The organism is Brevibacterium sanguinis, assembly GCF_003315415.1.
In the GTDB taxonomy this organism is placed as follows: Bacteria; Actinomycetota; Actinomycetes; order Actinomycetales; family Brevibacteriaceae; genus Brevibacterium; species Brevibacterium celere_A.
On record NZ_QNSB01000003.1, the window covers coordinates 364,171 to 385,754 of the forward strand.

Here is a 21,584-nt window from a genome sequence, read left to right on the forward strand (position 1 = left end):
ATGGTTGATCTTCAGCCTTACGATGGCACTCCTGTCACCGGTTCCAAGCTGTCCTGGCTCGGATCGCGTGAAGGTGTTGCTACCGCCCGAACTGGAACCCTGGCGGGGTTCACGGGCGTTGTCCGTTCCGGCACTCCCGTCGCCGAGGTTGCAGGCGAGTACGTCGCCTACGACTCCGCGACGAACACTCTCGCCGGTTTCGTCCTCCACGACACCGCGATCCGTGAGGGCCGTGACACCCCCACCGCGATTCTTGATCGTGGTCGTATCCGCGTCGACCGCCTCCCGGTCGCTTTCACCCCGCCTACCGACAAGGGTCGGTTCGCGTTCGTCTCGGACTCCTGAAAGGTAGGTGCAGAAAATGGCTCTTTGGGATGACATTATCAAGCCCGCGACACTGACCGTGTTCGCCCGCGAGATCGTCGACCGCTACGACGGCGACGGGCTCCTTGCCGACATTTTCCCGAACGTCGGCGTCGATGACGTTGTGTTCGAATGGAACCAGGGTGAGCGCCTCAATGAGGTCGCTGAGTACCGCGCCTTCGACACTGAAACGCCGATCGGCGACCAGGCGGGGGAGGGAACTCGCATTGCGAAGCTCGCCCCGGTTGGCCTGAAGAAACTGTTTGGTGAGTATGAGCAGATCCGCAAGTCTGCTCGCAACTCTCCTGAGACCGTTCAGGCCGCTGCGGAGCGGAAGGCCGCTGAGGTGGCGAAGGCGACCGTGAACCGCGTTGCACTCCTCCGCGGTGAAGCGCTCGCCACCGGCCGTCTCGCGATCAACGAGAACGAGTTCAAGCAGACGGTCGACTTCGGGCGACGTGCCGATTTCACTGTCACTGCCGCGAACCCGTGGGGAGGCGCGAGCCCCGATCCTCTGAGCGACATTGAGCAGTGGGTGACCGCATACTCTGACGCGAACGGGGAAGCCCCTGATCGTCTGATCATGTCGCGGAAGGCCGCTGTCGCACTGACGAAGGCGATCTATGCGGGCCTGACCAATCCTGGTCCCGTGTTCACGCAGTCGAACGCCAGCGAAATCCTCGTCGGCAATGGGTTCCCTCCGATCACCGTCAACGATCGACAGTTCGCTGGCCGCCGTCTGATCCCGGATAACGTGGCAGTCCTCGCGTCGACCAACGGTGCGGGTGCTACCCCGTGGGGTACGACCGTTGAGGCGACCGATCCTCGGTACAAGATGCCGGCGAACGTCGAGCTGCCGGGTCTCGTGGTTGGCGCTTACGACCAGGATGATCCGAACGTGAAGTGGATTCGGGCGAACGCGATCGCCCTGCCGATCCTCGGCAACCCGGATCTGACTCTCGCCGCGACCGTGCTCTGATATGCCGAAGATCAGGAACGACCTTGAGGGGTCGGTCATGGTCGCGGGGAAGATTCTGATGGCCGGTGACACCGTGCCTGCCGGGGTGAAGGTTGATTCTCGTCTCCTCGCCCCGGCACGCCACCGGAAGGGAGATCCTGATGGGCCAGTGGGTGACTCCAAGTGACGTGAAGGACCGTTGGGTTCTTCCCGGCGATTTCCCTGGCACTGACGCTCAGATCGAAACGAAAATCACAGACGCTGAGGATCTGGTGCTCACCGGATACCCGGATATTGGGGACCGCATCGCGGCAGGGAATCTCCGCGTGGAGACTGTGCGGCGCATTGTTGCTGGGGTGGTAATCCGTTTCTTCCGCAACCCGGAAGGGATACGCACCACCTCGTCCACGACCGGCCCGTTCGCCGTCGGGTCCACCATCACCCACGGTGGGGATGAGCCGGGGGAGCTGTATTTGTCGGACGCTGACCGGGTTGCACTGTCCGGGCGGACGATGACGAAGAAGGCTTTCACGATTTCCACGATCCCTAAGGGGTGGCCGTGAGATTTCAGCACTCCCTCACGGTCACCCGCATCCGGGGCGGTTATATCGGCAAGGACGGGACGCGCGTTCCTGAGACTAGGACCGATTTGACCGGATTCGCTTTCGCGCCCGGTGTTACGTCTGAGAACAACCAGTACCGCACTGATGTGCACACGAAAGGCGAACTGTTCGGCCCATTCGGGGTGGACTTTCGGGAAACCGATCGTGTGATCCTCCCCGATCCGTTCGGCGGCGAATGGACAGTCGTGGGTGACCCGCAGAACTGGCTTAACCCTTACACGGGGGAGAAGGCCGGTTCTGTCACTGAGCTGTCGAAAGGTGCGTGATGGGGAAACTCAAATACACCCCCAACCGCAACGGTGTCCGTGAGCTTGCACAGTCTGATGGTGTGGGCAACGCCTGCTATCAGGCGGGTAAAGCCGTGGAAGCAGCGGCTCGCGCAGTTCCGCTCCCGAGCGCATCAGCCCGGCAGGCCACATCGTACCGGAACTCATTCGGAACGGAACGGGCAGACGTGACCATGGCGACGACTGGTGAAAAGCGAGCGGGTGCGATAGTGTACAACGATCACCGTTTGGAACGCATTTTCGGCGGCAAATCGCGTGCCCTGTATTCCGCGATCCAGGCCATTGACGGGATGGAGATCACATGATTCACCCTAATGTGCGGAAAGCTCTCGTGGAGATCATCGAAAGTCTTCAGCCCGGCATCGCGTATTCCCGTCTGCAATCAGATTTTCAGGAGCATCTTCCCGCGATCCTCGTCAAAGCCGAGCAGAACGACGGCGACTATCTGGCGACTCACCGTGTCCAGCTCGAGTACTACCACCAGGACATGAATGACTGTGAGGATCTCGCCCGCACTATCGAGGCCCACCTCATGAACGCCCCTCACCAAACCAGTGTGGGGATGATCGACAGTGTGAGGCGTGAAACGAACCTGCGGGAAATCCCGTACACGGAGCAGGTGGTCATGTACACGTCCAGCGTGTTCGTTGACACTCGCTGCATCTGATCCGCAAATTCTTCTCAGGCACTCCTTTTCTGGGGTGCCTTTTCCTTTCAGGAGGCATCCATGGCCACTATGGCCGAGCTGAAAAACGGAGCGCACAATGCGTCTCTGATCCGCAAGATTCTCAACAGTGTGAGCTTCATTGCTCCGCTGACCACCACTCTCCCCGAGACCTACTTCACCACTGGTGGGGCTCTCGCCGCTGCGCCGGTCGGGTTCCTGCCGATGGGTATCGTCGGCAAGGACGACGGCTACAATTTCGCCGCCGACCAGGATTCGGAAGAGGTTGAGGGGCACGGTTACACGTCCCCGGTCCGCATCGACATCACTTCCGCTCAGCGGACGATGCAGGCGACGTTCCTCGAGACCCGGAAGGAAACCCTCGAGCAGGCGCTCGGCGTGGACCTGTCCGGCATCACTCCTGGCGCGAACGGTGAGATCGAGTTCATTGAGCCGGAACTGCCGGTGCAGAAGCATGTCCGCATGGTCAACATCGGTTCTGATGGGGCCGGCGACCAGGAGTGGTTCCTCATCAAAGAGTACCCGTACTGCAAGGTCACTGAGATTGGTGACATGTCGTGGTCCGCGTCGGACGCACTGCAGTACGAACTCACCTACACGGCGTTCCCTGACCCTGTTCTGGGGTACTCGGTGCGCAACTTCATCGGCGGTCCCGGCGCGATCAAGGCGCTCGAGGATATGGGCTTCCCTGCCTACACGCCGACTCCCTGATTGTCTGGGCCGTGCGTTTCGTCAGGTGTACGCACGGCCCGGACTCACCTCACACCTGGCTAGGAGATGTCATGCCAAAGACCCCCGAAGAGACACACGACAAGGGCACCCTTGTCGTCACCCCGACCGTCGCTGAGAACCGGTCGGCTCAGCCGGAGAAGGTTCATTCGTCCAGGCGATTCGTCTTGCGGAAGGGCGATCACACCATCACCACCACGATCCCGTCTGAGGCTTACCAGCTGCAGGCGCACGGGTACACCGAAGAGAAGTAACGAAAGGAAACACCTGACATGGCAAAGAACGACTCCGTTCAGATCGATTTCAGCCTCGACAAGCTCGACCTCCCCGAGGAGGCGCGGCCGTATCGGTTCCCATTCCGGGGGAAGAACTTCGAGACCGTGGATCTCGCGGAACTCTCCTTCGACGCGATGGAGAAGGCGATGACCGCCTACCATCAGACGGACTCTCCTCGCCCCGTCATTGATCTTCTCCTGGGCGACCAGGCGAAGGATTTTTGGGCGAAGAAACCTTCTGTCTGGCAGGTGAAGGCGATCGGTGACAAGCTCGTCCCGGTGATGACTGCGCTTGTCGGTGAGCCGGGGGAATCCGACGACTCCTAAACCAGTGCGGAAGATTCCGCGCCGAGATTAGGGCGGACTTCCAGCAGGTTTACGGAGTCGATCTGCACCAGATGTGGCGCACCCGCCAGGGGGTCCGAATCCTTGACCTCCTGGACGGGCTGCCCCGCAACTCCCGTTACCGTAAAGCGGTCCTCAACGATCCCGAGGTTGCGAAAGCGATCGTCGACCGGGAGGAAGAGGCCGAGAAGAACGGTGACCCGACCCCGGAGTTCGAGTGGGAGATCGACGAGTACAGTCCCGTCATCATCGCTGTGCAACGCCTCGAACGGCTATTGGATGAGCTCGCGGTTCGCGCCGATCAGCAGTTGCGGGGGAAGAAGTCGAAACGGAAACCTCGACCTCTCCCGAAGCTCCGCTCGGCGATCGAGGCTGAGCGCGCATCGAGGCGGAACGCTCGGGCGAATTCCATCATCGAACGCTTCACGCCGTGGGCGTCATAAGGAAAGCGGCCAGCATCATTGCTGGCCGCTTTTCTCAGGAGATCCCGACTGCGCGTTGAGCGTTGATCTGTTTCGTCTCGCCCTGGATGGTGAAGCACGAATACAGGGTGCCGACTCCCAGGAATCCGACGGTCAGTAGGAACAAAACTCCCTTGCCGATCTTGCCGATATAGAAGTACTGCAACCCTGCGATCGCGACGAAACCAACGAGGGCGAGAACCAGGGCAATCCCCCCGTCTTTCGGCGGTAGGGCCGGGCCATAGCCATTTGACATTTCAAGCTCCTTACTAGCTTTGCGGACTCTCCAAGAGTAGTCCCCTTTACCCCGAAGCGGGTCACGAACATGTAACACCCCCGGACGCCGAGAGCGACCGGGGGTGAGCCGCCAGTAAGGGACGGCGATCACAACCTTATACGTCCGGCGACCTGACGCGCCACTGCTGCCGGGAGGTTCCATGGCTATTGGTAAAGCGTACGTCGAGATCATCCCGGACCTCAGAGGCATCCACAAGGAAACGAAGAAGGGCCTGCAGGGCGTCGAATCCGAGTTCGACCAGACTGGGAAGAGGTCTGGCGGGCGGTTCTCCAAGGGGCTCGGGGCTGTAGCCAAGGCTGGTGCGGTTGGTGCCGCGGTTGGTATTGGTGCCGCATTCGGAACGGCCCTCACTAAAGGTTTCGGCCGCCTCGAGGCTATTGACACTGCGGAGGCCAAGCTTCGCGGCCTCGGCCATTCTGCGGAATCCATTGCCTCCCTGATGGACTCGGCCACGAAGGCTGTCAAGGGGACGGCGTTCGGCCTGGATGAGGCGGCTGGTGTCGCGGCGATCCTCTCCGGTGCTGGCGTGAAAGCCGGTCAGCAGATGACCGACTCCCTGACGCTCGTCGCGGATGCGGCGTTCATCGGTGGTTCGACCCTTGACGAAATGGGCGCGATTTTCGGCAAGGTCGCCGCGAAGGGGAAGCTCGACGGCGAAGTTATGGCGCAGCTTCTCGAGCGTCAGATCGGCATCCTCCCCGCCCTCGCAGACCACTACAACGTGTCCCGCGAAGAGGCCTCGAAAATGGTCTCCGAGGGGAAGGTCTCGTTCCAGGATTTCGCGACCGTCATGGAGGATCTGGTCGGAGGTGCCGCTCAGCGCTCCGGGGAGACATTCTCCGGGGCAATGAGCAACCTTGGTGCGGCCATGGGTCGTCTCGGCGGAACCCTGCTGTCTCCGTTTATGGATGGAGCGAAGGGCGGTATCGGTCAACTGACCGCGCTCCTTGATTCCATTGAGCTCGCTCTCCGGCCGGTCATGGCCGCTTTTGGTGATTGGCTGAACGGCATTGACTGGGCGGCCGTCGGTGCCGTGTTCAAACCCCTCGTCGATGGGTTCATGGCGATGGCTCCTGCAGCGGGCGAGTTGTGGTCTAATCTCTCCCCGCTGGGCGCGGCCTTCAAGATCCTGCAGCCGTCACTTCCCATTCTTGCGCAGGCGTTTGGGCAGATCGCAGGCACCATCGGCGGGGCGCTGTCGACTGCACTCCAAGCGATCATGCCTCTTTGGGGGCAGATCCTTAACGTCCTCGGGCAAGCGTTCTTCAACGTTCTGGGCGCGGTGATTCCGCTGGTTGTGATGCTGGCGCAGATGCTCGGGCCGATCCTCTCTGTCGTGCTGCAGACCATGGCGCCCATCATTCAGGTTGTCATCCAGGTTTTCACTAGCCTGTTCACCGCTCTCATACCGATCACGAACATCGTGATGGGCCTCGTCATGTCTCTGCTTCCGCCGCTGATGGGCCTGTTCATGGCTCTGGCTCCGATCATCCGACTGGTCGGAACGATCGTGGCGTTCCTCGCACAGATCGTGGGTACGATCCTGGTGACGGCGATCAATTTCTTGATGCCGATCATTCGGGTTCTCATCAACGTCCTGTCCGTGATCCTGGTGACGGCAATCAAGATCGTGACCGCCGTGATCACGGGCCTCGTGTGGTTCGTGCAGAACATTCTCGCCCCCGCGTTCGTGTGGTTGTGGCAGAACGTTCTCGTCCCGGTATGGAACGGCATCAAAATCGCAGTTGCTGCTGTGGTGGCGTGGTTCCAAACCTATGTTGCGCCAGTCATCCAGGCCGTCATCAACGCGCTGGGAACGATTTTCAGCTGGCTGTACCGCAACATCATCCTGCCCGTGTTTACCGGCATCAGGATTGCGATAGCAGTCTTCTGGTCGATCGCCTCCGCGATTTTCCGTGCCGTGGTGACGTTCGTGCGCACAGTCCTCGCGCCTGTGTTCAACTTCCTTTGGCAGATCGTGAAGATCGCGTTCCAGTTCATCAAGAGCGCGATCCAAGTGTTCTGGGCGATTGCGAAGATCATTTTCCAGGCGATTGTCACGTTCGTCCGCGATGTTCTCGCGCCCATTTTCACATGGTTGTATAACACGATCATCAAACCGGTCTGGGAGGGCATTAAAACCGCGATCAACACGGCGTGGACGTTCATCAAAACGTACATCCTCGCTCCTATGATCGCGTACGTTCGGGATACTCTTGCACCAATTTTCACATGGTTCAAAGACACGATCATCACGCCAGCGTGGAATGGTATCAAATCCGCGATTGACACGGTGTGGACGTTCATTCGTGACAAGATTTTCACGCCACTCAAGGACGCGATCAAGAACACTGTCCCGAAAGCGTTTGAATCTGGTACTGACGCGATCGGTAAAGCGTGGGACAAACTCAAAGAGGTTGCACGTAAACCGGTTGAGTTCGTCATCAACAAGATCATCAACGACGGAATCATTGGCGGCTGGAACACGATCGCCAAGAAGTTCGGCGCGGACGAGGTTGACAAAATCAAACTCGGTTTCGCATCGGGCGGCAAGGTGTGGGGACCGGGGACGGAAACCTCCGACTCGATTCCTGCACGACTGTCCCGCAACGAGCATGTGTGGACTGCGAAAGAGGTCCGCGCTGCTGGCGGTCATGGTGCTATTTACGCCATGCGCCGTGCCGCCTTGCGGGGCAGCCTTGTCCCCGGTTTCGCGTCTGGCGGCACCCTGTCGGATGCTGCCCGCTGGTGGCAGGCCAAGGGCGCAAGGATCACAGAATTCGGGGCGTGGGGTCAGAGAGTTGGGCGACATTCGCCCAACTCGCTCCATTACTCGGGTCAGGCGTTCGACGCTAATTATGGTCCGGGTGGAGAGAACGCCACTGAGAAAAGGTTCTTCGATAAGTGGATGCCGGAATTCCGGTCCCTGTTCAAGGGAATCGGAGTTATCTGGCGAGCTGCCGGGCATTTTAATCACGCGCATTTCGACACTTCCGGTGGAGGAAAAGTCGGATCTGGTGGCGGTGGCGAGGGCGGTTTGTCCCTCGATTTCATCACTCAACCGTTCAAGGATCTTATCGAGAAAGTTGCGGCGGGCGTTGGTGATTCCCCGTTCGGTGGCCTCATCGGGTCCGGCGCGAAGAAGATCATCGAAATGCCCATCAAATGGATCACGGACAACATTTCGAAGTTCGTTGACTGGGCTGGGGATGTCGCCGACTTCACCACCGAATATGTGGGCAAGGGAATTGCCCGCGGCAAGGGCATGGCGTGGGCAACCTCGAAGGGCTGGCCGCTTGACGGTGCACGGTGGAAGGCTCTCGATTTCATCGTTGGTCACGAATCCTCGTGGAATCCGAAAGCGAAAAATCCTCGATCCACGGCTAGTGGTTTGGGCCAGTTCATCAATGCGACATCTCGCCAGTACCTTGGTTCGGCCCCCATGTCGAAGTTCGGCGTGTGGGACCAGCTCGACGCGATCGTGAAATACACCGACGATCGTTACGGGGGTCTCGGTAAAGCGATGGCGTTCTGGCAGTCCCACCGTTACTACAAGGACGGCGGTGCAGTGAACCCGACCCTGTACGACACGGGCGGATGGTTGCAGCCGGGACTCACCACTGTCCTCAACGCGACCGGGAAGCCGGAGGCGGTGTTCACGCAGGACCAGCTTTCGATGCTGTCTGGTGGGGGTGCGCCGATCTTCCACTTCCACATCGATGGCCGTCAGTCCGACGACAAGATCATCTCCGATCTGCGGTACGAGATGAACCGCCAATTCTCGGGAGGCAAGTATGGCCGGTGAGGTTTTCTGGGCCGAGATGAACGGGTACAGGTTCTCCGTCAATGACGATTTCTTCGCCCGGAAACTTGACCTCGGGACGCTGGATTGGCGGACGCAGGACGTGGACCGTCCGGGCGGTGATGGCAGGATTTTCGGTCGCGATTACGCGAACCCGGGAACCGTGATCATCACCGCCCATTCCACCGCCGGCACAGCGGCTGAGGCTCGCGAGAACCTGCGGGGCTTGGCTGCCGCGTGGCGGTGGTCTGAGCATCGTGACGATCCGGGCGCGTACACGTACCTGAAACTGGTCCTCGAGGGCGTTGAGGGCGTGATCTACGGTCGCCCGAGAAAGTTCACGCCTGAGCTCGGCACTGCCGGGTACAGGGCGGGGGGTCAGGGCGCAACCCTCGAGTTCGTCCCTCTGACGGATCTCATTTTCGACCTGAACGGCTTCTCGAACAACATCCACATCTCAATCCTACCCAACCAATCACTGGGGCTCGAGTTCCCTGCCATTGCCCCGTTCTTCTTCGAGGGGGAGCAGACGCAACGGCAGGGGCAGATCGTCAACGACTCCCTCGTCCCCGTCCCGTTCCGGGTCGCGTTTCACGGCCCGGTGATCGACCCGGCTGTGACTTCGACTGTCGGCGGGTGGGAGATCGGTCTCGAAACCACGATCCCCTACGACCAGACGATCATCGTGGACACTCTCGCGAACACTGTCACTCGGGAATCCGATGGTGCGTCGTTTGCGGACACCCTCACTTACCAATCTGACCTTTCGGCCCGACTCGCTCCTGGTGCTCAGGAGGTCGTGTTTTCGGGCAGGGATTCGACCAACACCGCATCCGTGGATGTGTCGTGGTCGGATGCCGTCAACGGCTTCTAGGAGGCACACATGGCAGTTGATCCAGTTCCTTGGGCCGTTCACGGCGCGAAACATTCGGCTGATGTTGCACGGCAGTCCCTCCATGATTCAGTGACCGGCGCCGCGGGTGTGAGTCATCCTGATTCTCTCCTGGTGCAGGCTACCCCCACACCGTCTGGTCAGGTGCGTGTCGCTCCCGGTGGGGCTCTCATTGAGAACGTCTACACGGGCGGCGCGGGGCAAACTTATTCGTTCCGCAATGCGACGGAGACTCTGGTGTCCGTTCCGGCATCGGATTCGACTGGCGCGAAAACCTGGTACATCGTCGCGCAGATCGAAGATCCACAGTTCGGTGGGCCAACTCCGGCGGACAAACTCGCCGGCCCTTACTCGTTTCTGCGGTGCATCTCGAGCACTCTCGTCACGAAGCCGACAGAGTACCTGGCGAAGGTCGTCGTCCCGGCATCTACGGCGACGATTACTGGGGCAATGATCACGGACATGCGCAAGCTCGCGCAGCCGCAACGCAAACCCCGCACCCTCGCCCGCCCTCGTGTCGCGGCCGATGGCACGGCCGCCAACGCTCTCCTTGCCCGTGAGCCTCGGGGTGAGTATTTCCCCGGCGGTGGCGGGTACAACAACGGCGGCACGGTCCTTGTCCCAGAGTGGGCGCGGAGTGTCATCATCGATGCCCGGTGGATGAGCGTGCGTTACGACGGCGCGAAGCGCGGTTGGGGTTCGTTTTGGGTTGAGTACGGCGACGAGTGGCGTGCAGGAACGTGGCCGGGGTCACAGGACTACGAGTACGCGACTCAGAAGTTCATGTGGGACCAGCCGGAGAACTCCGCAACCATGCGCACCAATTGGATGCTCATGGACGTTGGGGCAATCCCGGCGAAGTACCGCGGCAAGACAATTCAGTTCATCTTCAAGGGTGCGAACTCGTCTAGCACCTCCGCGCAAACCTCGACGGCCTCAATGGATTCCATGAGTGGGCTCGGGATGAAGCTCGAGTTTACGCAGGAACCCGCCAACTGGCAGGGCTTTAACTGATGAAACGCGGCTGGAAACACCACCTGTTTCAGGCGGTCGGTGACGGGCAGATCACCCCTGTTGCCTGGGATATCCCGATCACTGGTGCGACGGTCACTCGTGACCTGTCTGGCCCGTCCGTGTTTGGTGGGTCGTTGCAGCCGGAGATCCCCCGCTTGATGCGGGACGGGGAAACTCTGATTGCCAACTGGAAGTCGGTCATCGTCTCCGAACGCGACGGGGTTATTCAGGGTGTGTCGATCGTCCGGGATTCCCCGGTCGATGAGCAGGTGATGACCATCGACGGTATCGGCTTCGCCGGCTACCCGACAGGGCTGCCGTTCGTGGACGAGTTCAAAGGCATCCGGGTTGATCCGATTGACATGGTGCGCAAAATCTGGGACCACCTGCAATCCCGACCCCAAGGGGATTTGGGTGTGGCGGTGGATGACACTACTTCCTCGGCCACGATCGGCACTGAGGAACGCGACGTGTCGTTCGAAACATCGGAGGGTGAGTCGGTGGAGTTCGAGGCGGGACCGTATGTGCTCGCCTGGTGGAAAACCGACGACTGCGGGAAAGAGATCGACGACCTCGCAGAGTACACGCCGTTCGACTACCGGATGGAACATGCCTGGGCGGACGACCGGAACTCGTTCACGTCGTTCCTGCGCATCGGCACCCCAAAAATCGGTGTCCGCCGTAAAGCGAGATTCGTTGTCGGCGTGAACGTTATCAGTCACCCGAACATTGACCGCGCGGGTGAGGACTACGCGAACGAGGTGTTGTGTCTCGGCTCAGGGGAGTCGTCCAAGATGCGCAAAGGCACCGCCACTCGAGTCACCGACCGTCTGCGTCGTGCCGTGGTGATCGCGGATAAATCGAAACGCTCCAACTCGGCTGCGGAGAAGCTCGCCGCATCCGAACTCAAATACCGCATGGGCGACCCCGACATCACGGAAATCACTGTCATTGATCACGGTCTCGCAAGGTTCGGGACGTGGGAACTCGGGGATGAAGTGCTCGTCACCATCCCTGCCGGTTGGTTGGGGCGGCAGGACATGTGGTGCCGCATCGTCACCGAGCGGTGGGACTGCGACAAGGACCAGATGAGTCTGACCCTGCAAAAAGTCTAGGAGGACTGTATGTCTGCTGCTGAGCGTGAACTGAAACGACTGGCGAAAGAGCTCGCGAATCTCAAGCGTGAGGTTGTTTCTCGTCGCGGTCCGCAGCTGGACTACACATCCGTCGAGGACGGCGGGAACGTCACGTTCAAGAACCCTGACGGTAGTGTTGCGGCGATTGTCGGTGGGCAGGATGACGGCTCGAACACGATCAACGTCATCTCTGGCCCCACTCCTGCCACGCCGACGACTCCCGAGGTATCCATGGATCATGGCGCCCTCATTGTCCGCTGGGACGGTGGGTTCGTTGATGCCCTGGTGGCGAACGCTGATTGGTCGCGCACCGAGATCCACGCATCGACAGACCCGGCGTTCATTCCGTCGCGGGCGACTGCTCGCGGGTCCGTGGTCGCGGCTTCCGGTGGCGAGGTCACCATCGGTGTCGAGAAGGGCCCCTGGACTGTCTGCCTGGTGGCGTGGTCGCAGGCGGGGAAAATGTCTGCCCCGTCCGACCCTGTCACGGTGGAGGTTCCGGGGTATGGGGATATTGTGCTCGCGGAGATCGATGCCGCGCAAACCCGGATCGACAACGCCCGCGCCATGCTGGTGGAGGGTCAGGAAACCCTCGGCGAGAAGTTGGATGCGGCGGATGCGGAACTGTCGTCTCTGCGCACCACCCTGACCGAACTGGACTCCACAACCCTCCCGGCGCTCCGGCAGGATTTGGATGCGGCCGAGGGGCGACTGGTCACGGCTGAGGGCAAGATCACTGCCGCCGAGCAGGAACTCGATGGAATCCCCGGTCAGATCAGCACCGCCCGTCAGCAGGCTATCGACGCGGCCATGTCGGAGATCGACACGGTGGAAGCGTCTCTCATCACCTCGATCGACAAGAAGCTCACATGGTCCCTGTCCGACCCGCCAGTGGTGTTCACTGGTCCGCTGGATGCGACGTGGGTGAAAGTGTCCTCGTTCGGTTCGGGTGGGCGGAAGATCGGTGAGTGGCGGTGGAACGGCAACGTGTGGGTGAAGCACACCACGGACGGGTCGGTCCTCGTCAACGTGGATGCCGCGAGCATCAACACCGGGTTCCTCGATGTGGCGAACCGTATCCGAGCTGGGGCGATCGCCGCTGACAAGGTGCTCGTCGGTGCGGGGCGCAACATCATCCCCTGGGCGCAAGTCCTCTCCGGGGCGGGTGTCGCACCACACTCGAATGACTCGTCGTTCGGTGCCGGAACACTTACCATCGGTGCCCCGGACTCCACTCGTGGCGTCCCCAACCACCTGCTGCACAACCGCACCACCGCTGACCCTGGCGTTGAGCGGTTCATCCTCCGACTGGCCCCCGCACCGTTCACGGGGGGAGTGTCGGACCGGTTCGCAGTTTCCGGGGGCACGTGGACGTTCCGGGTGCGCGGGTACACGGACGTGGCGAACCTCGATGCGAAGCTCGCCCTGGTCTGGTACAAAGCCGACACCACGTATGGCGGTGAGGTCCGAACACCCGCTATCCGTCTCACCGCCCAGCCTCAAACTCTGAGCATCAGCATCACCTTGCCTGATGATGCGGCGTACATCATCCCTCGCATGCGAACCAATCAGCCGGGGGAAACGCACTGGGTGGGTGCTGAACTCGCCCTCGCTGTCGGAGGCACGTTCATAGAGCCGGAGGGCATCCAGACTCCGCATCTGGCCGCTGACGTGATGAACGTGTCCAACCTCAAAGCGGGTGTCGCCGCGATCGCTGAGGCTGTGGTGCAGAAGATTGCCGCGTCCACTGCCTCGATCCAGCAGGCGGATATCAAGAACCTGTTCGTCACCGGCACGTCGTCCTTGAGCACGGTGGTAGCTGAGCAGATCGCCGCCGACACCGCGCAGTTCATCGAACTCGAGGTCGGCAACCTGGTCGCGGGTACGGGCACAATGGACCAGGCGACGATCCAGAAGCTCTTCACCGACGTGGTGGTGGCTAGCATGGCTATGGCCGAGCAGTTCATCGGCTCCAACGCGATCCTCGACGAGTCCGTGACCGCCCCGAAGATCGTCGCGTCCGAGGAACTGTGGGCGAAACTCGGGCAGTTCGTGCTCGTGCGGGCTGAGCAGATCGCGGCGGATGCGATTGACGGCAAAGTCATCACCGCGCCCACCATCCAGACGGGTCGGACCGGTGCACGTATCGTCCTCGACCCCGGCGGTTTCAAGTCGCACCGCTCCGACGATTCGTTGCGCGCATTCTTCCCCACCGACAGCGACCAAGCGTTCGTCGATGCCGATTTCACCGCTCGGTCCCTGACCGCGATCGGTGACGTGTCCCTACGGTCCGCCACCACTGTCGAATCCGGTGGTGGGTCGCTCACCATCGGGTCGGGCGTCACCGATCCGGCCTCACCCGCCTCGATCTCGCCGTGGTACGAGCAGGTCCACCCACCCGCCCTCGGTCAGGATGAGACCCCGTACGGTCTCGCCTGGGCGGATGGGAAGTTCTGGCGGTACGTGGACGTGTCCGGTACTGACGCGGGTGACCGAGTGGAGGGTATCGACCCGGCCACGGGCAATGTGACCGCGACTATCCCAATGACGAATAGATACTGGGCGTCGTTCGGGCTCACCGCGATCGGCACCCGACTCTACCTCCTGGGCCAGAAATCCGAGGGCGACAGCAACTGGTCGACCGGCCTACGCTACAAGGCATTCGTCCGCATCTACGAGACGACCGGCGCCTACGTTGGGGAGTGGGAGTACACGCAGATCGGATGGTCCGACACCAACCGCCTCGTGTACCGTCCCGGCATCGGCACAGACGGCACCAACATCATCATCGCGCAGTGCGACGACCTCGGTGCGCTCAGGTGGAGGAAATTCAATCCCACCACTGGTGCGCTCATCAGCGAGCACTCCAACAGCAGTGACCGCACCAAATCCGACATTGCGGGCATCTACCTGGGGGCCGCCGACTGGGGCACCACGTATGCCGTGGTCGGGAAGAAGTCGAATCAGAAGCTCGAGGTGTTCAACCCGGACGGGACGTGGGCGGGCGCGGACCTTACCGTCTCAGCACTCGGTTCCATTCAGGGGCTGTGCTGGGACGGGGCGAGGTTCTGGACCATCGACGATTCGGGGGTCATCACCCGCTACGAGTCTGCGCAGCACGGCAACAAAACCAACCCCTGGTGGCTCAGCTACACGTACACGGATGGGTCGGGGCATGAGACTCGGGTGGGACCGGTCGCGGAGTTCCAGTGGCCGCGCCGGTCGGGTCTGATGGTGTCGATCCCGGATGCCCCGCAGGGGGCGACTGGGGCACGCATCTACTGGGGCCAGTCCGCCACGGAGCCGACGCCCTCCGCGCTGCACCAGGTGGAAGTGGCGTTGAACACGAAGTACCGTCTGGCGCCCAGCGCGGCGGCGTTCGCCATGACCACCCCAGCCCCGCCAGCCGAGAACACGTTCCCCGCCGCGACGCCCGCCGAGGTGAAATCGACGTTCGGCGGGTTCGTGGTCCGCGGCGACGGGTCCGGAACATGGGGTCCGCTGACGTTCAACCCGGACGGGACCATGACGTCATCGGCGGTTCCAGCCTGGGTTCCTATCACCTCTTTCGCCAGCGGTTTCACGGCGGCGGCGTTCGGTTTCGCGCCCGCCTACCGGGTGTGGCCGGACGGAAAGGTAGAGTGGCGTGGAGCGATCACGGGCAACATCACCGGATTCTCGGCGGACCTGTTCACACTGCCCGCAGCCACGATTCCCGCCCAGGCGTGCCAGGATAGGGTGACGACGAACGCAGTCAACGGGATCGACGCGGTGACGAGGTGCGAGTTCCGCCCCGAGGCCGCACCGACCCAATTTCGTGTGTACAGAGGGAGCGGCGACAGGACATGGGTATCACTCGACAGGTGCGGTTACTACAAGTTGTAGGAGTGCTCATGTCCCTTATCCTCGCCACCGTCGCGGGAATCGCATGCGCCCCGAAACCCAGCGGCCCCGTCGTTGACGCCGAGTACCCCATCCTCGCCGCCCACCGGGGTGGGTCGCACGTATGGCCGCAGAACACCATGACTGCGTTCCGTGCCGCGCTCGCCGCCCGCCCCGGTGTCGCGTTGGAGACGGACGTGCGGGCACTCAAGGATGGGACGCTCGTGCTCGCTCACTACGACACCGTGGACCAGATCAGCGCGAACGGCGAGACGGGCCGCGTCGCCGACATGACCCCGGCACAATGGTCAGCTCTCAGGATCAAGAGCCCCACCGGAGGTACCTCCGCACCCGCCGCGACCCTCAACGACCTCCTCACTGAGTACGGGGGCACGGACACGGTGCTCGTCATCGAGGTGAAAGACCCCGCGCTCGTCAACGCGTTCATCGAAGCCGTGTGGCCGCACCGTCAGCAGGTGATCGCACAGTCGTTCGACCCTGCCACAGTGAAGCGGCTCGTGAAATCCGGCCTCCACGTGCTGCAGCTCGGGGACTACTCCACCGTGCAGCTCATCCCCGGCATCCACTCCGTGGGCGTGCAGACTCTCAACATCACCCCCGACCTCATCAGCAGAGCGCACGAACAGGGCGCGAAAGTGTGGGCGTGGGGTAATGAGGTCACCACCGCGCAGTACGCGGCGCACGACCGTGGCCTCGACGGTTACATGGTCAACGACCCGCGCTGAACCCACCCACTTACTAGGGGTTGCCTTCCAAGGTAACCCCTCCTAGTCGTACCCTCAGGAGGCCCCAATGCCTGACCGACTCATCCGCTGGGCCACCCACGGCCGCGCTTCCCCCGGACCGAAACAGGTGTTCGTGTTCACCCTCGGCCTGTATACGGCACTGCGGGGTCTCATCCTCATGGGCATGGACACCCTCCGCCCCGGCTTGGGTTTCATCACCGACGTGCTGCCCCTCCACTGGTGGGGGTGGGCATGGCTGGCGGTGGGACTCTACGCGATCGGCGGGGCAGTCACCCGACACTACGTCATCCCACTCATCCCCATCGCCGTCATGTCAGCACTCTGGGCCACCTCCTACACCGTGTCCTGGGGTGCGCAAGGCTTCGCGGGCCTCGGCTGGTACGCCGCGGCCGGATACCTCGTGCAGGCCGTCGCCTGCCTGGTGGTGGTCCGACTGATCGACCCACCGGAGGTGGGACTGACCGGAGGGGGTGAGGATGATTGATTGGCTCCCCACCATAATCGTCGGTCTCCTCGGCGTCGGCGCCACCTACCTGGGTGTGGTCCTCACCCGCCGCTCCAACCGCGACACGAACCGGGTGCAGCAGGACCAGCTCAAGCTGCAGTCCAGGGACAACCTCATCGACGACTACCAGGAGCAGCTGGCTCGGACAGACGCGAAGATCAGCGCACTCGAGGCCAGGGTCGCCGCGCAGGACGCGAAGATCGAATCCCAGGGGGAGCAGATCCGCAAGCTGCAGGTCAGCGATTGGGCGCTCCGCAGGTATGTGTACCGCCTCATCGACTTCATCCGGGCACACGGTCTCGAACCGCCAGAGCCGCCCGAACCCGTCTCACTCGACGCCCCGTAGCCCGGGGCTTTTCTCATGCCTCAATTGGAGGACCAATGGCCATGATGCCTGGAGCCGTCGACCGGCGGCTCGCCAACCAATCCCGACAGGGCCGCATGCGTGACTACCAGGGCGTGTGTCTTCACACGATGGTGGGGACGCTGCGCGGCACCGACTCGATGTTCCGCAGCGGCGGGACCGTGGGCACCGAGTCCCACTTCGGTGTCGGCGCGGACGGCACCATCTACCAGTGGGTGGACACTGCCTACAGCGCGGACGCGAACTACCGAGGGTCCGCCTACGTCATCTCGATTGAGACCGAGGACCACGGGCCGGCGTTCGGGAAGTGGAACACGTCCGGGGACAACGTGCCCGAGTGGACACCGGCACAGATCCGAGCAATGGCGCGGATCATCGCCTGGGCGCACAAGGAACACGGCATCCCGATCCGGCAGATGAAGTCCGTCACCGAACGCGGTGTCGGCTATCACGCGATGGGTGTTCCCCGGAACGGCCTGCCCAGTAAGTACATGGGCACCAAATACCAGTGGTCGAAGTACGCGGGGAAAGTCTGCCCCGGCCGCAAACGAATCGCGCAGATCCCCGCCGTCGTGCGCCTCGCCGCCGGCGGAACCGCACCAGCCGAAACCACCACAGAGGAAGGAATCCTCGGCATGACCGACAGGATCGACCAAACCTACACGAAACGGCAGGGAGTCAAGGGCGACTGGTCCGCCCGACACCTGCGCACCGAAGACAAGACCGGCCACTACACCATCGCCGATGGACCCTGCGATTTCGGTGCGACCATCAAGTTCGACGTCGTGGACCTCAAGCCCGGAGAAACCGCGTACGTGTTCCTCGCCGAGTGCATGTACAAGAAGGGCAAGCCCACCACCGTGTCCCGTGAGCTCGCGATCGTGACAGCACGCGAGAACGGTCCGTACTCCATGACGGGACTGTGGAACCTGTACGACCAGTACAAGGGCCAGTCTCCACGCGCGCGCCTGGTCGTGAAAACCAGGGCCAAGAACATGGGCGTCGAGAACGTCGTCGTCTCGGGACTCAAGAGCAAGGGGAAGTGATGAGCACCTACGCAACGAAGGAATTCTGGGTCGCCACCGGGGAGCGGGCACTCAAGACTGCCGCGCAGACCGCGATCGCCCTGATCGGCACCGACCAGACGGGCATCCTCACCCTCGACTGGGGGCAGATTGTCTCGGTCACTGCGACCGCCGTGGTCCTGTCGGTCCTCACGTCTCTCGTCGGTGGTGCGGCGGGCTCCGGCCCATCGTTCACCAAGGCTGAGGTGACCGTCAACCAGACGGAGGCTCCACCGTCGATCGTCGGTGAGGAAGCGTTCTTCGATGACCAGGACGAGGTTCTGGAAACCGACGATACCCCGCCGCCCGCCGGGTACGAGCCCCGGCACTGAGAACTGGCCCCCGTCGCATCCGTGCGGCGGGGGCCTTTTGTGGTAGAAGGTTTGCCTAACTCAGGCTGAGCAAAGCTGTGCAATAATGAGCTAGCAAGGCGTTCAAGGGAGACTGCATGGGTTACTGGAAGAGACATCAGAAGCCCGACCTTGAGGACGTTCTGCAGCAGTTCCATGACGCTGGGTGGTCGATCGAGGATCCGCCAAAGTACTACACAGTCAAGTGTCCATGCGGATACCACATGCGACAAATTCACCTAACCCCCAGCAACAGGCACTATGCTAATCAAGCACTCAAGTGGATGAACCGACAAGAGTGCATGCAACCCCAGGAGCAGAGATGAGACTCATCGGTATAGGCATGAAGATCCATGTCGATGGAGACGCTCGTGCCCAGCTGCGCGAGCAATTCGACGCGGTGATGGAGGAATTGCTGTTCCTTGAAGCGCGCGACAAGATCATCATGGACCCGGCGGTGTCAGTGGACCTGGCGGCGGGGGACATGGAGATAGAGGTTGCCGTACATGCGGAGACCGCAGAAGAGGGTGAGCGCATCGCTCGGCGCGAGATCGAGCGGGCGCTTGAGGATGCGGGAAAGCAATCATCCCACATGCACTACGTCAACAGCGGGAACCACAGCGAGCTTCTCGAGCCAGCCTGACCGCACCCCCAGACACTGCCCCCACCCTCGCGGTGGGGGCTTTTCTCATGCCCCCTTGATCCCGAACGGGTCGTCGGGGCGTCGTTTGTAGGCGCGGATGAAGTTGTCGACGGCGGCGTAAGTGCGCCCGAGGAGCTCGGCGCGTTGCGCAATGGTGAGATCGGTCCGCGTGTATGCGACCTCAGCGTCGGCACCAGTCCACTCCTGCCCGTGGTGTGTGGCTGTGGCACGGGTGCGGTCGTTGCGATCCCGCAGGTAGATGCGCATCGCCTCCGCACACTTATCACACGGGCAGCCCTGCTGGTATCCGAGAGTCGTCCCGTGCTCCGCGGTGACCGGGCGTGACAGTCGCCGTTCCCGCTCGGCGCGCTTGTACTCACGGAACGCCGGCCCACACACCTCGCAGCGGCAGCCGCGGGTGATGAACGCCCCTGGTCGACCGTGAGGCCACTCTCTGTGCGGGTGCGGCACACCCCACTGTTTGAGCCAGCGTTCCAGCGTGCTCGACGCAATCCCTAGGTCGGCGGCGATCGCTCGGATCGTTTCCCCGGCCTCGCGCCGTGCCGTGACCTCGGCTCGCATTGCCTCCCGCTCCTCTTTCGTCCAGAACCGCTTCATCGCCCCTTCCCGAGGGCTTTGCGGATTGTGTCCCTGGCAACCCCAGATTCGTTGGCCATGGCGTTCTCGGACATGCCGAGGATGGACGAGCCGATCACCGCGCCCCGCAGTTCGTCCATTGCGGCGCGTTCGGCGGCTTTCGCGGCCTGCCATGCCTGGGACAAGCCGACGAGGGTATCGTCTCCGAGGATGACCTGCGCGGCCCCGGAGAACGCCCGCTCCCGGTCGTCGGTGGAGTCGGGGTAGGTTTCAGTCACCTTGTCGGCGGCGCGGACGAGTTGGTCGCGCTGGTCCTCGGTGACCTCAGTGTCGCCGAGCCATGCGGTGAGCTCGTGGGGTTCCATGATCATGTCCTTTCAGGCGGCGTCGCTGCAGACGCAGTAGTCGATGTGGCACTCGGTGGCTTCCTCGCCGCCCATCGCCTGAGCGAAAGCATCACCCTCGGGGGTGCGGTGCGCGGGGAGGTCGTGAAGGAGGTTGTCGAGTCGAGCGTCGGCGGCTTCGTAGAGGGCGCGGGCGATACCTTCACCGCGCCGGTCTTCGTTGACCGTGATGTTGCTGATCGTCTCGGTGTCGATGGTGACGTAGAGCTCACCGATCCGCTCGCCGTTCTCGACGGCGAACCAGCGGTGGTAGTCGCCGACCTCGGTGTAGTAGGGGCCGGTGGTGTATTCGATGCTGTAGATCATGGTCTCGTCCTTCCCGAGTTCCTGTTGTTGTGTACTACTATACACTGGCTGTGTAGATCTGCACAACATGCGCGGGGAAATTCTTTCGCGGGACTGGGTCAGTTGTGGACGAAATCTTCGGCGGCGTTGTAGTGGCCACAGGAGTAGCAGCGACCCTCGGCACCGTAGGCGTGCGTGTGAGCGCGGCGGTTCTTCTTGGGGTAGGCGGCCGAGTAACGGACTCCGTTCTCCCACTCGCGGACACCGGAGAGAGCGGGGCCGATCGCGACCATCTTGGTCTCACCGTCGGCTTTGGTGACCTCGACCTCGCCGCCCTTGGTGATGATGTCGGCGGGGCCGACGACCATCCACGGGGAGTCGATGTTCTGCCGGGTGAAAACGCACTTGCCGGCGGCGACCTGAGCTTTGATTGCGGTGAGGTTTGCCATTGTCTTGCCTTCCCTAGTTCCTGGTGTATGTGTACTACTCTACACCCACTGTAGAGATCTACACAATACCCGATTGGGACAAAACATCAGACGACCCGATACCGTATCTGCCCGTATCCTCCGTATATACGTTTACGATACGCTTTGCCCCGAGTTCGGCACCCCGCTAGAACACTAATCGAACACGCCGAACTCAGCGTTTGTCCAGGTCATGAGGGTTGCTGAACGTCTGCGTAGACTGTAGAAACCACGTCGGAATCGAACGAAATGCGAAGCGGTAGGTCGCGGGTTCGAGCCCCGCCGGGGGCGCTCGCATGCCCGCGGCCGGGAACCGGTCGCTGCCGAATCGCTGTCATCGAGCACGGCTTTTGCGCGTGCCACGGCGTGGCAATTGGTGTGTCGCTGT

26 protein-coding genes are annotated in these 21,584 nt (G+C 62.0%); 21 read left to right on the forward strand and 5 right to left on the reverse strand.

Annotated elements, in window-relative coordinates:
• The 10 genes from DFO65_RS06210 to DFO65_RS06250 all read left to right on the forward strand — a co-directional run bounded on the left by DFO65_RS06210 (window position 1) and on the right by DFO65_RS06250 (window position 4,708).
• On the forward strand, window positions 1-345 hold the full coding sequence (locus tag DFO65_RS06210) for a hypothetical protein (protein WP_113903537.1): 345 nt from the start codon (window positions 1-3) through the stop codon (window positions 343-345).
• Between the two features lie 16 nt (window positions 346-361).
• Window positions 362-1,342 (forward strand): major capsid protein, encoded by a 981-nt coding sequence (locus DFO65_RS06215; RefSeq protein ID WP_113903538.1) that lies wholly within the window; start codon window positions 362-364, stop codon window positions 1,340-1,342.
• 140 nt (window positions 1,343-1,482) lie between these two features.
• Window positions 1,483-1,884 carry a hypothetical protein gene (locus DFO65_RS06220; RefSeq protein WP_113903539.1) on the forward strand — a complete coding sequence of 134 codons (402 nt, stop codon included), beginning with the start codon at window positions 1,483-1,485 and terminating at the stop codon, window positions 1,882-1,884.
• Window positions 1,881-2,210: a hypothetical protein gene (locus DFO65_RS06225; protein ID WP_147233278.1), complete on the forward strand. Its 330-nt coding sequence runs from the start codon at window positions 1,881-1,883 to the stop codon at window positions 2,208-2,210. Before DFO65_RS06220 ends, DFO65_RS06225 begins: the two co-directional genes overlap by 4 nt.
• Window positions 2,210-2,536 (forward strand): hypothetical protein, encoded by a 327-nt coding sequence (locus DFO65_RS16925; RefSeq protein ID WP_147233280.1) that lies wholly within the window; start codon window positions 2,210-2,212, stop codon window positions 2,534-2,536. Before DFO65_RS06225 ends, DFO65_RS16925 begins: the two co-directional genes overlap by 1 nt.
• A 26-nt stretch (window positions 2,537-2,562) precedes the next feature.
• On the forward strand, window positions 2,563-2,898 hold the full coding sequence (locus DFO65_RS06230) for a beta-ketoacyl-[acyl-carrier-protein] synthase family protein (protein ID WP_147233282.1): 336 nt from the start codon (window positions 2,563-2,565) through the stop codon (window positions 2,896-2,898).
• Window positions 2,899-2,958: 60 nt separating this feature from the next.
• On the forward strand, window positions 2,959-3,627 hold the full coding sequence (locus DFO65_RS06235) for a hypothetical protein (protein WP_113903542.1): 669 nt from the start codon (window positions 2,959-2,961) through the stop codon (window positions 3,625-3,627).
• A gap of 71 nt (window positions 3,628-3,698) precedes the next feature.
• Complete coding sequence (locus DFO65_RS06240) at window positions 3,699-3,899, forward strand: hypothetical protein (RefSeq protein ID WP_113903543.1); 201 nt, start codon at window positions 3,699-3,701, stop codon at window positions 3,897-3,899.
• An 18-nt stretch (window positions 3,900-3,917) separates the two neighbouring features.
• Entirely contained in the window at window positions 3,918-4,247 is a 330-nt protein-coding gene (locus DFO65_RS06245; RefSeq protein WP_113903544.1) for a hypothetical protein, read from the forward strand.
• Between the two features lie 71 nt (window positions 4,248-4,318).
• Window positions 4,319-4,708, forward strand: a complete 390-nt coding sequence (locus tag DFO65_RS06250; protein ID WP_113903545.1) for a hypothetical protein — start codon at window positions 4,319-4,321, stop codon at window positions 4,706-4,708.
• A gap of 34 nt (window positions 4,709-4,742) precedes the next feature.
• Here DFO65_RS06250 and DFO65_RS06255 read toward each other — a convergent pair whose 3' ends face one another.
• Window positions 4,743-4,982 (reverse strand): NINE protein, encoded by a 240-nt coding sequence (locus DFO65_RS06255; RefSeq protein ID WP_113903546.1) that lies wholly within the window; start codon window positions 4,980-4,982, stop codon window positions 4,743-4,745.
• A gap of 181 nt (window positions 4,983-5,163) precedes the next feature.
• Between DFO65_RS06255 and DFO65_RS06260 the strand changes: the two genes are divergently transcribed.
• The 11 genes from DFO65_RS06260 (at window position 5,164) to DFO65_RS06315 (ending at window position 19,443) form a co-directional block, all read left to right on the forward strand.
• Window positions 5,164-8,829 (forward strand): aggregation-promoting factor C-terminal-like domain-containing protein, encoded by a 3,666-nt coding sequence (locus DFO65_RS06260; protein WP_113903547.1) that lies wholly within the window; start codon window positions 5,164-5,166, stop codon window positions 8,827-8,829.
• Window positions 8,819-9,700 (forward strand): hypothetical protein, encoded by an 882-nt coding sequence (locus DFO65_RS06265; RefSeq protein WP_113903548.1) that lies wholly within the window; start codon window positions 8,819-8,821, stop codon window positions 9,698-9,700. Before DFO65_RS06260 ends, DFO65_RS06265 begins: the two co-directional genes overlap by 11 nt.
• Before the next feature lie 9 nt (window positions 9,701-9,709).
• Window positions 9,710-10,732: a hypothetical protein gene (locus tag DFO65_RS06270; RefSeq protein WP_147233283.1), complete on the forward strand. Its 1,023-nt coding sequence runs from the start codon at window positions 9,710-9,712 to the stop codon at window positions 10,730-10,732.
• Window positions 10,732-11,847: a hypothetical protein gene (locus DFO65_RS06275; RefSeq protein ID WP_113903550.1), complete on the forward strand. Its 1,116-nt coding sequence runs from the start codon at window positions 10,732-10,734 to the stop codon at window positions 11,845-11,847. Before DFO65_RS06270 ends, DFO65_RS06275 begins: the two co-directional genes overlap by 1 nt.
• Before the next feature lie 9 nt (window positions 11,848-11,856).
• Window positions 11,857-15,753, forward strand: a complete 3,897-nt coding sequence (locus DFO65_RS06280; protein ID WP_113903551.1) for a hypothetical protein — start codon at window positions 11,857-11,859, stop codon at window positions 15,751-15,753.
• Window positions 15,754-15,761: 8 nt separating this feature from the next.
• The gene (locus DFO65_RS06285) at window positions 15,762-16,496 is read left to right on the forward strand and encodes a glycerophosphodiester phosphodiesterase (protein WP_181778639.1); all 735 of its coding nucleotides are present in this window, start codon (window positions 15,762-15,764) and stop codon (window positions 16,494-16,496) included.
• Window positions 16,497-16,563: 67 nt separating this feature from the next.
• Window positions 16,564-17,001, forward strand: coding sequence for a hypothetical protein (locus tag DFO65_RS06290; protein WP_113903553.1), 438 nt, complete (start codon window positions 16,564-16,566; stop codon window positions 16,999-17,001).
• A complete protein-coding gene (locus DFO65_RS06295) occupies window positions 16,994-17,368 on the forward strand; it encodes a hypothetical protein (protein WP_113903554.1) in 375 nt (124 codons plus the stop codon). The genes DFO65_RS06290 and DFO65_RS06295 overlap by 8 nt, the downstream gene beginning before the upstream one ends.
• A gap of 35 nt (window positions 17,369-17,403) precedes the next feature.
• On the forward strand, window positions 17,404-18,432 hold the full coding sequence (locus tag DFO65_RS06300; RefSeq protein WP_113903555.1) for a peptidoglycan recognition protein family protein: 1,029 nt from the start codon (window positions 17,404-17,406) through the stop codon (window positions 18,430-18,432).
• A complete protein-coding gene (locus DFO65_RS06305) occupies window positions 18,432-18,782 on the forward strand; it encodes a holin (RefSeq protein ID WP_113903556.1) in 351 nt (116 codons plus the stop codon). The genes DFO65_RS06300 and DFO65_RS06305 overlap by 1 nt, the downstream gene beginning before the upstream one ends.
• A gap of 340 nt (window positions 18,783-19,122) precedes the next feature.
• Complete coding sequence (locus DFO65_RS06315; RefSeq protein WP_113903558.1) at window positions 19,123-19,443, forward strand: hypothetical protein; 321 nt, start codon at window positions 19,123-19,125, stop codon at window positions 19,441-19,443.
• 45 nt (window positions 19,444-19,488) lie between these two features.
• Here the strand turns inward: DFO65_RS06315 and DFO65_RS06320 are convergent, their stop codons facing one another.
• From DFO65_RS06320 to DFO65_RS06330, 4 genes are all read right to left on the reverse strand, one after another.
• Window positions 19,489-20,061 (reverse strand): helix-turn-helix domain-containing protein, encoded by a 573-nt coding sequence (locus DFO65_RS06320; protein WP_181778640.1) that lies wholly within the window; start codon window positions 20,059-20,061, stop codon window positions 19,489-19,491.
• Window positions 20,058-20,405, reverse strand: a complete 348-nt coding sequence (locus DFO65_RS17080) for a hypothetical protein (protein WP_181778641.1) — start codon at window positions 20,403-20,405, stop codon at window positions 20,058-20,060. Before DFO65_RS17080 ends, DFO65_RS06320 begins: the two co-directional genes overlap by 4 nt.
• A 12-nt stretch (window positions 20,406-20,417) precedes the next feature.
• Entirely contained in the window at window positions 20,418-20,750 is a 333-nt protein-coding gene (locus DFO65_RS06325; protein WP_181778642.1) for a GNAT family N-acetyltransferase, read from the reverse strand.
• 98 nt (window positions 20,751-20,848) lie between these two features.
• A complete protein-coding gene (locus DFO65_RS06330) occupies window positions 20,849-21,178 on the reverse strand; it encodes a hypothetical protein (RefSeq protein ID WP_113903561.1) in 330 nt (109 codons plus the stop codon).
• Window positions 21,179-21,584 lie beyond the last annotated feature (406 nt).

Excerpts from the sequence above, each read along its gene's own strand:
- DFO65_RS06210 (WP_113903537.1), top strand. The coding sequence starts at position 1 with ATGGTTGATCTTCAGCCTTACGATGGCACTCCTGTCACCGGTTCCAAG.
- DFO65_RS06215 (WP_113903538.1), top strand. The coding sequence starts at position 362 with ATGGCTCTTTGGGATGACATTATCAAGCCCGCGACACTGACCGTGTTC.
- DFO65_RS06220 (WP_113903539.1), top strand. The coding sequence starts at position 1,483 with ATGGGCCAGTGGGTGACTCCAAGTGACGTGAAGGACCGTTGGGTTCTT.
- DFO65_RS16925 (WP_147233280.1), top strand. The coding sequence starts at position 2,210 with ATGGGGAAACTCAAATACACCCCCAACCGCAACGGTGTCCGTGAGCTT.
- DFO65_RS06235 (WP_113903542.1), top strand. The coding sequence starts at position 2,959 with ATGGCCACTATGGCCGAGCTGAAAAACGGAGCGCACAATGCGTCTCTG.
- DFO65_RS06240 (WP_113903543.1), top strand. The coding sequence starts at position 3,699 with ATGCCAAAGACCCCCGAAGAGACACACGACAAGGGCACCCTTGTCGTC.
- DFO65_RS06245 (WP_113903544.1), top strand. The coding sequence starts at position 3,918 with ATGGCAAAGAACGACTCCGTTCAGATCGATTTCAGCCTCGACAAGCTC.
- DFO65_RS06250 (WP_113903545.1), top strand. The coding sequence starts at position 4,319 with ATGTGGCGCACCCGCCAGGGGGTCCGAATCCTTGACCTCCTGGACGGG.
- DFO65_RS06255 (WP_113903546.1), bottom strand. The coding sequence starts at position 4,982 with ATGTCAAATGGCTATGGCCCGGCCCTACCGCCGAAAGACGGGGGGATT.
- DFO65_RS06260 (WP_113903547.1), top strand. The coding sequence starts at position 5,164 with ATGGCTATTGGTAAAGCGTACGTCGAGATCATCCCGGACCTCAGAGGC.
- DFO65_RS06265 (WP_113903548.1), top strand. The coding sequence starts at position 8,819 with ATGGCCGGTGAGGTTTTCTGGGCCGAGATGAACGGGTACAGGTTCTCC.
- DFO65_RS06270 (WP_147233283.1), top strand. The coding sequence starts at position 9,710 with ATGGCAGTTGATCCAGTTCCTTGGGCCGTTCACGGCGCGAAACATTCG.
- DFO65_RS06275 (WP_113903550.1), top strand. The coding sequence starts at position 10,732 with ATGAAACGCGGCTGGAAACACCACCTGTTTCAGGCGGTCGGTGACGGG.
- DFO65_RS06280 (WP_113903551.1), top strand. The coding sequence starts at position 11,857 with ATGTCTGCTGCTGAGCGTGAACTGAAACGACTGGCGAAAGAGCTCGCG.
- DFO65_RS06285 (WP_181778639.1), top strand. The coding sequence starts at position 15,762 with ATGTCCCTTATCCTCGCCACCGTCGCGGGAATCGCATGCGCCCCGAAA.
- DFO65_RS06290 (WP_113903553.1), top strand. The coding sequence starts at position 16,564 with ATGCCTGACCGACTCATCCGCTGGGCCACCCACGGCCGCGCTTCCCCC.
- DFO65_RS06295 (WP_113903554.1), top strand. The coding sequence starts at position 16,994 with ATGATTGATTGGCTCCCCACCATAATCGTCGGTCTCCTCGGCGTCGGC.
- DFO65_RS06300 (WP_113903555.1), top strand. The coding sequence starts at position 17,404 with ATGGCCATGATGCCTGGAGCCGTCGACCGGCGGCTCGCCAACCAATCC.
- DFO65_RS06305 (WP_113903556.1), top strand. The coding sequence starts at position 18,432 with ATGAGCACCTACGCAACGAAGGAATTCTGGGTCGCCACCGGGGAGCGG.
- DFO65_RS06315 (WP_113903558.1), top strand. The coding sequence starts at position 19,123 with ATGAGACTCATCGGTATAGGCATGAAGATCCATGTCGATGGAGACGCT.
- DFO65_RS06320 (WP_181778640.1), bottom strand. The coding sequence starts at position 20,061 with ATGAAGCGGTTCTGGACGAAAGAGGAGCGGGAGGCAATGCGAGCCGAG.
- DFO65_RS17080 (WP_181778641.1), bottom strand. The coding sequence starts at position 20,405 with ATGGAACCCCACGAGCTCACCGCATGGCTCGGCGACACTGAGGTCACC.
- DFO65_RS06325 (WP_181778642.1), bottom strand. The coding sequence starts at position 20,750 with ATGATCTACAGCATCGAATACACCACCGGCCCCTACTACACCGAGGTC.
- DFO65_RS06330 (WP_113903561.1), bottom strand. The coding sequence starts at position 21,178 with ATGGCAAACCTCACCGCAATCAAAGCTCAGGTCGCCGCCGGCAAGTGC.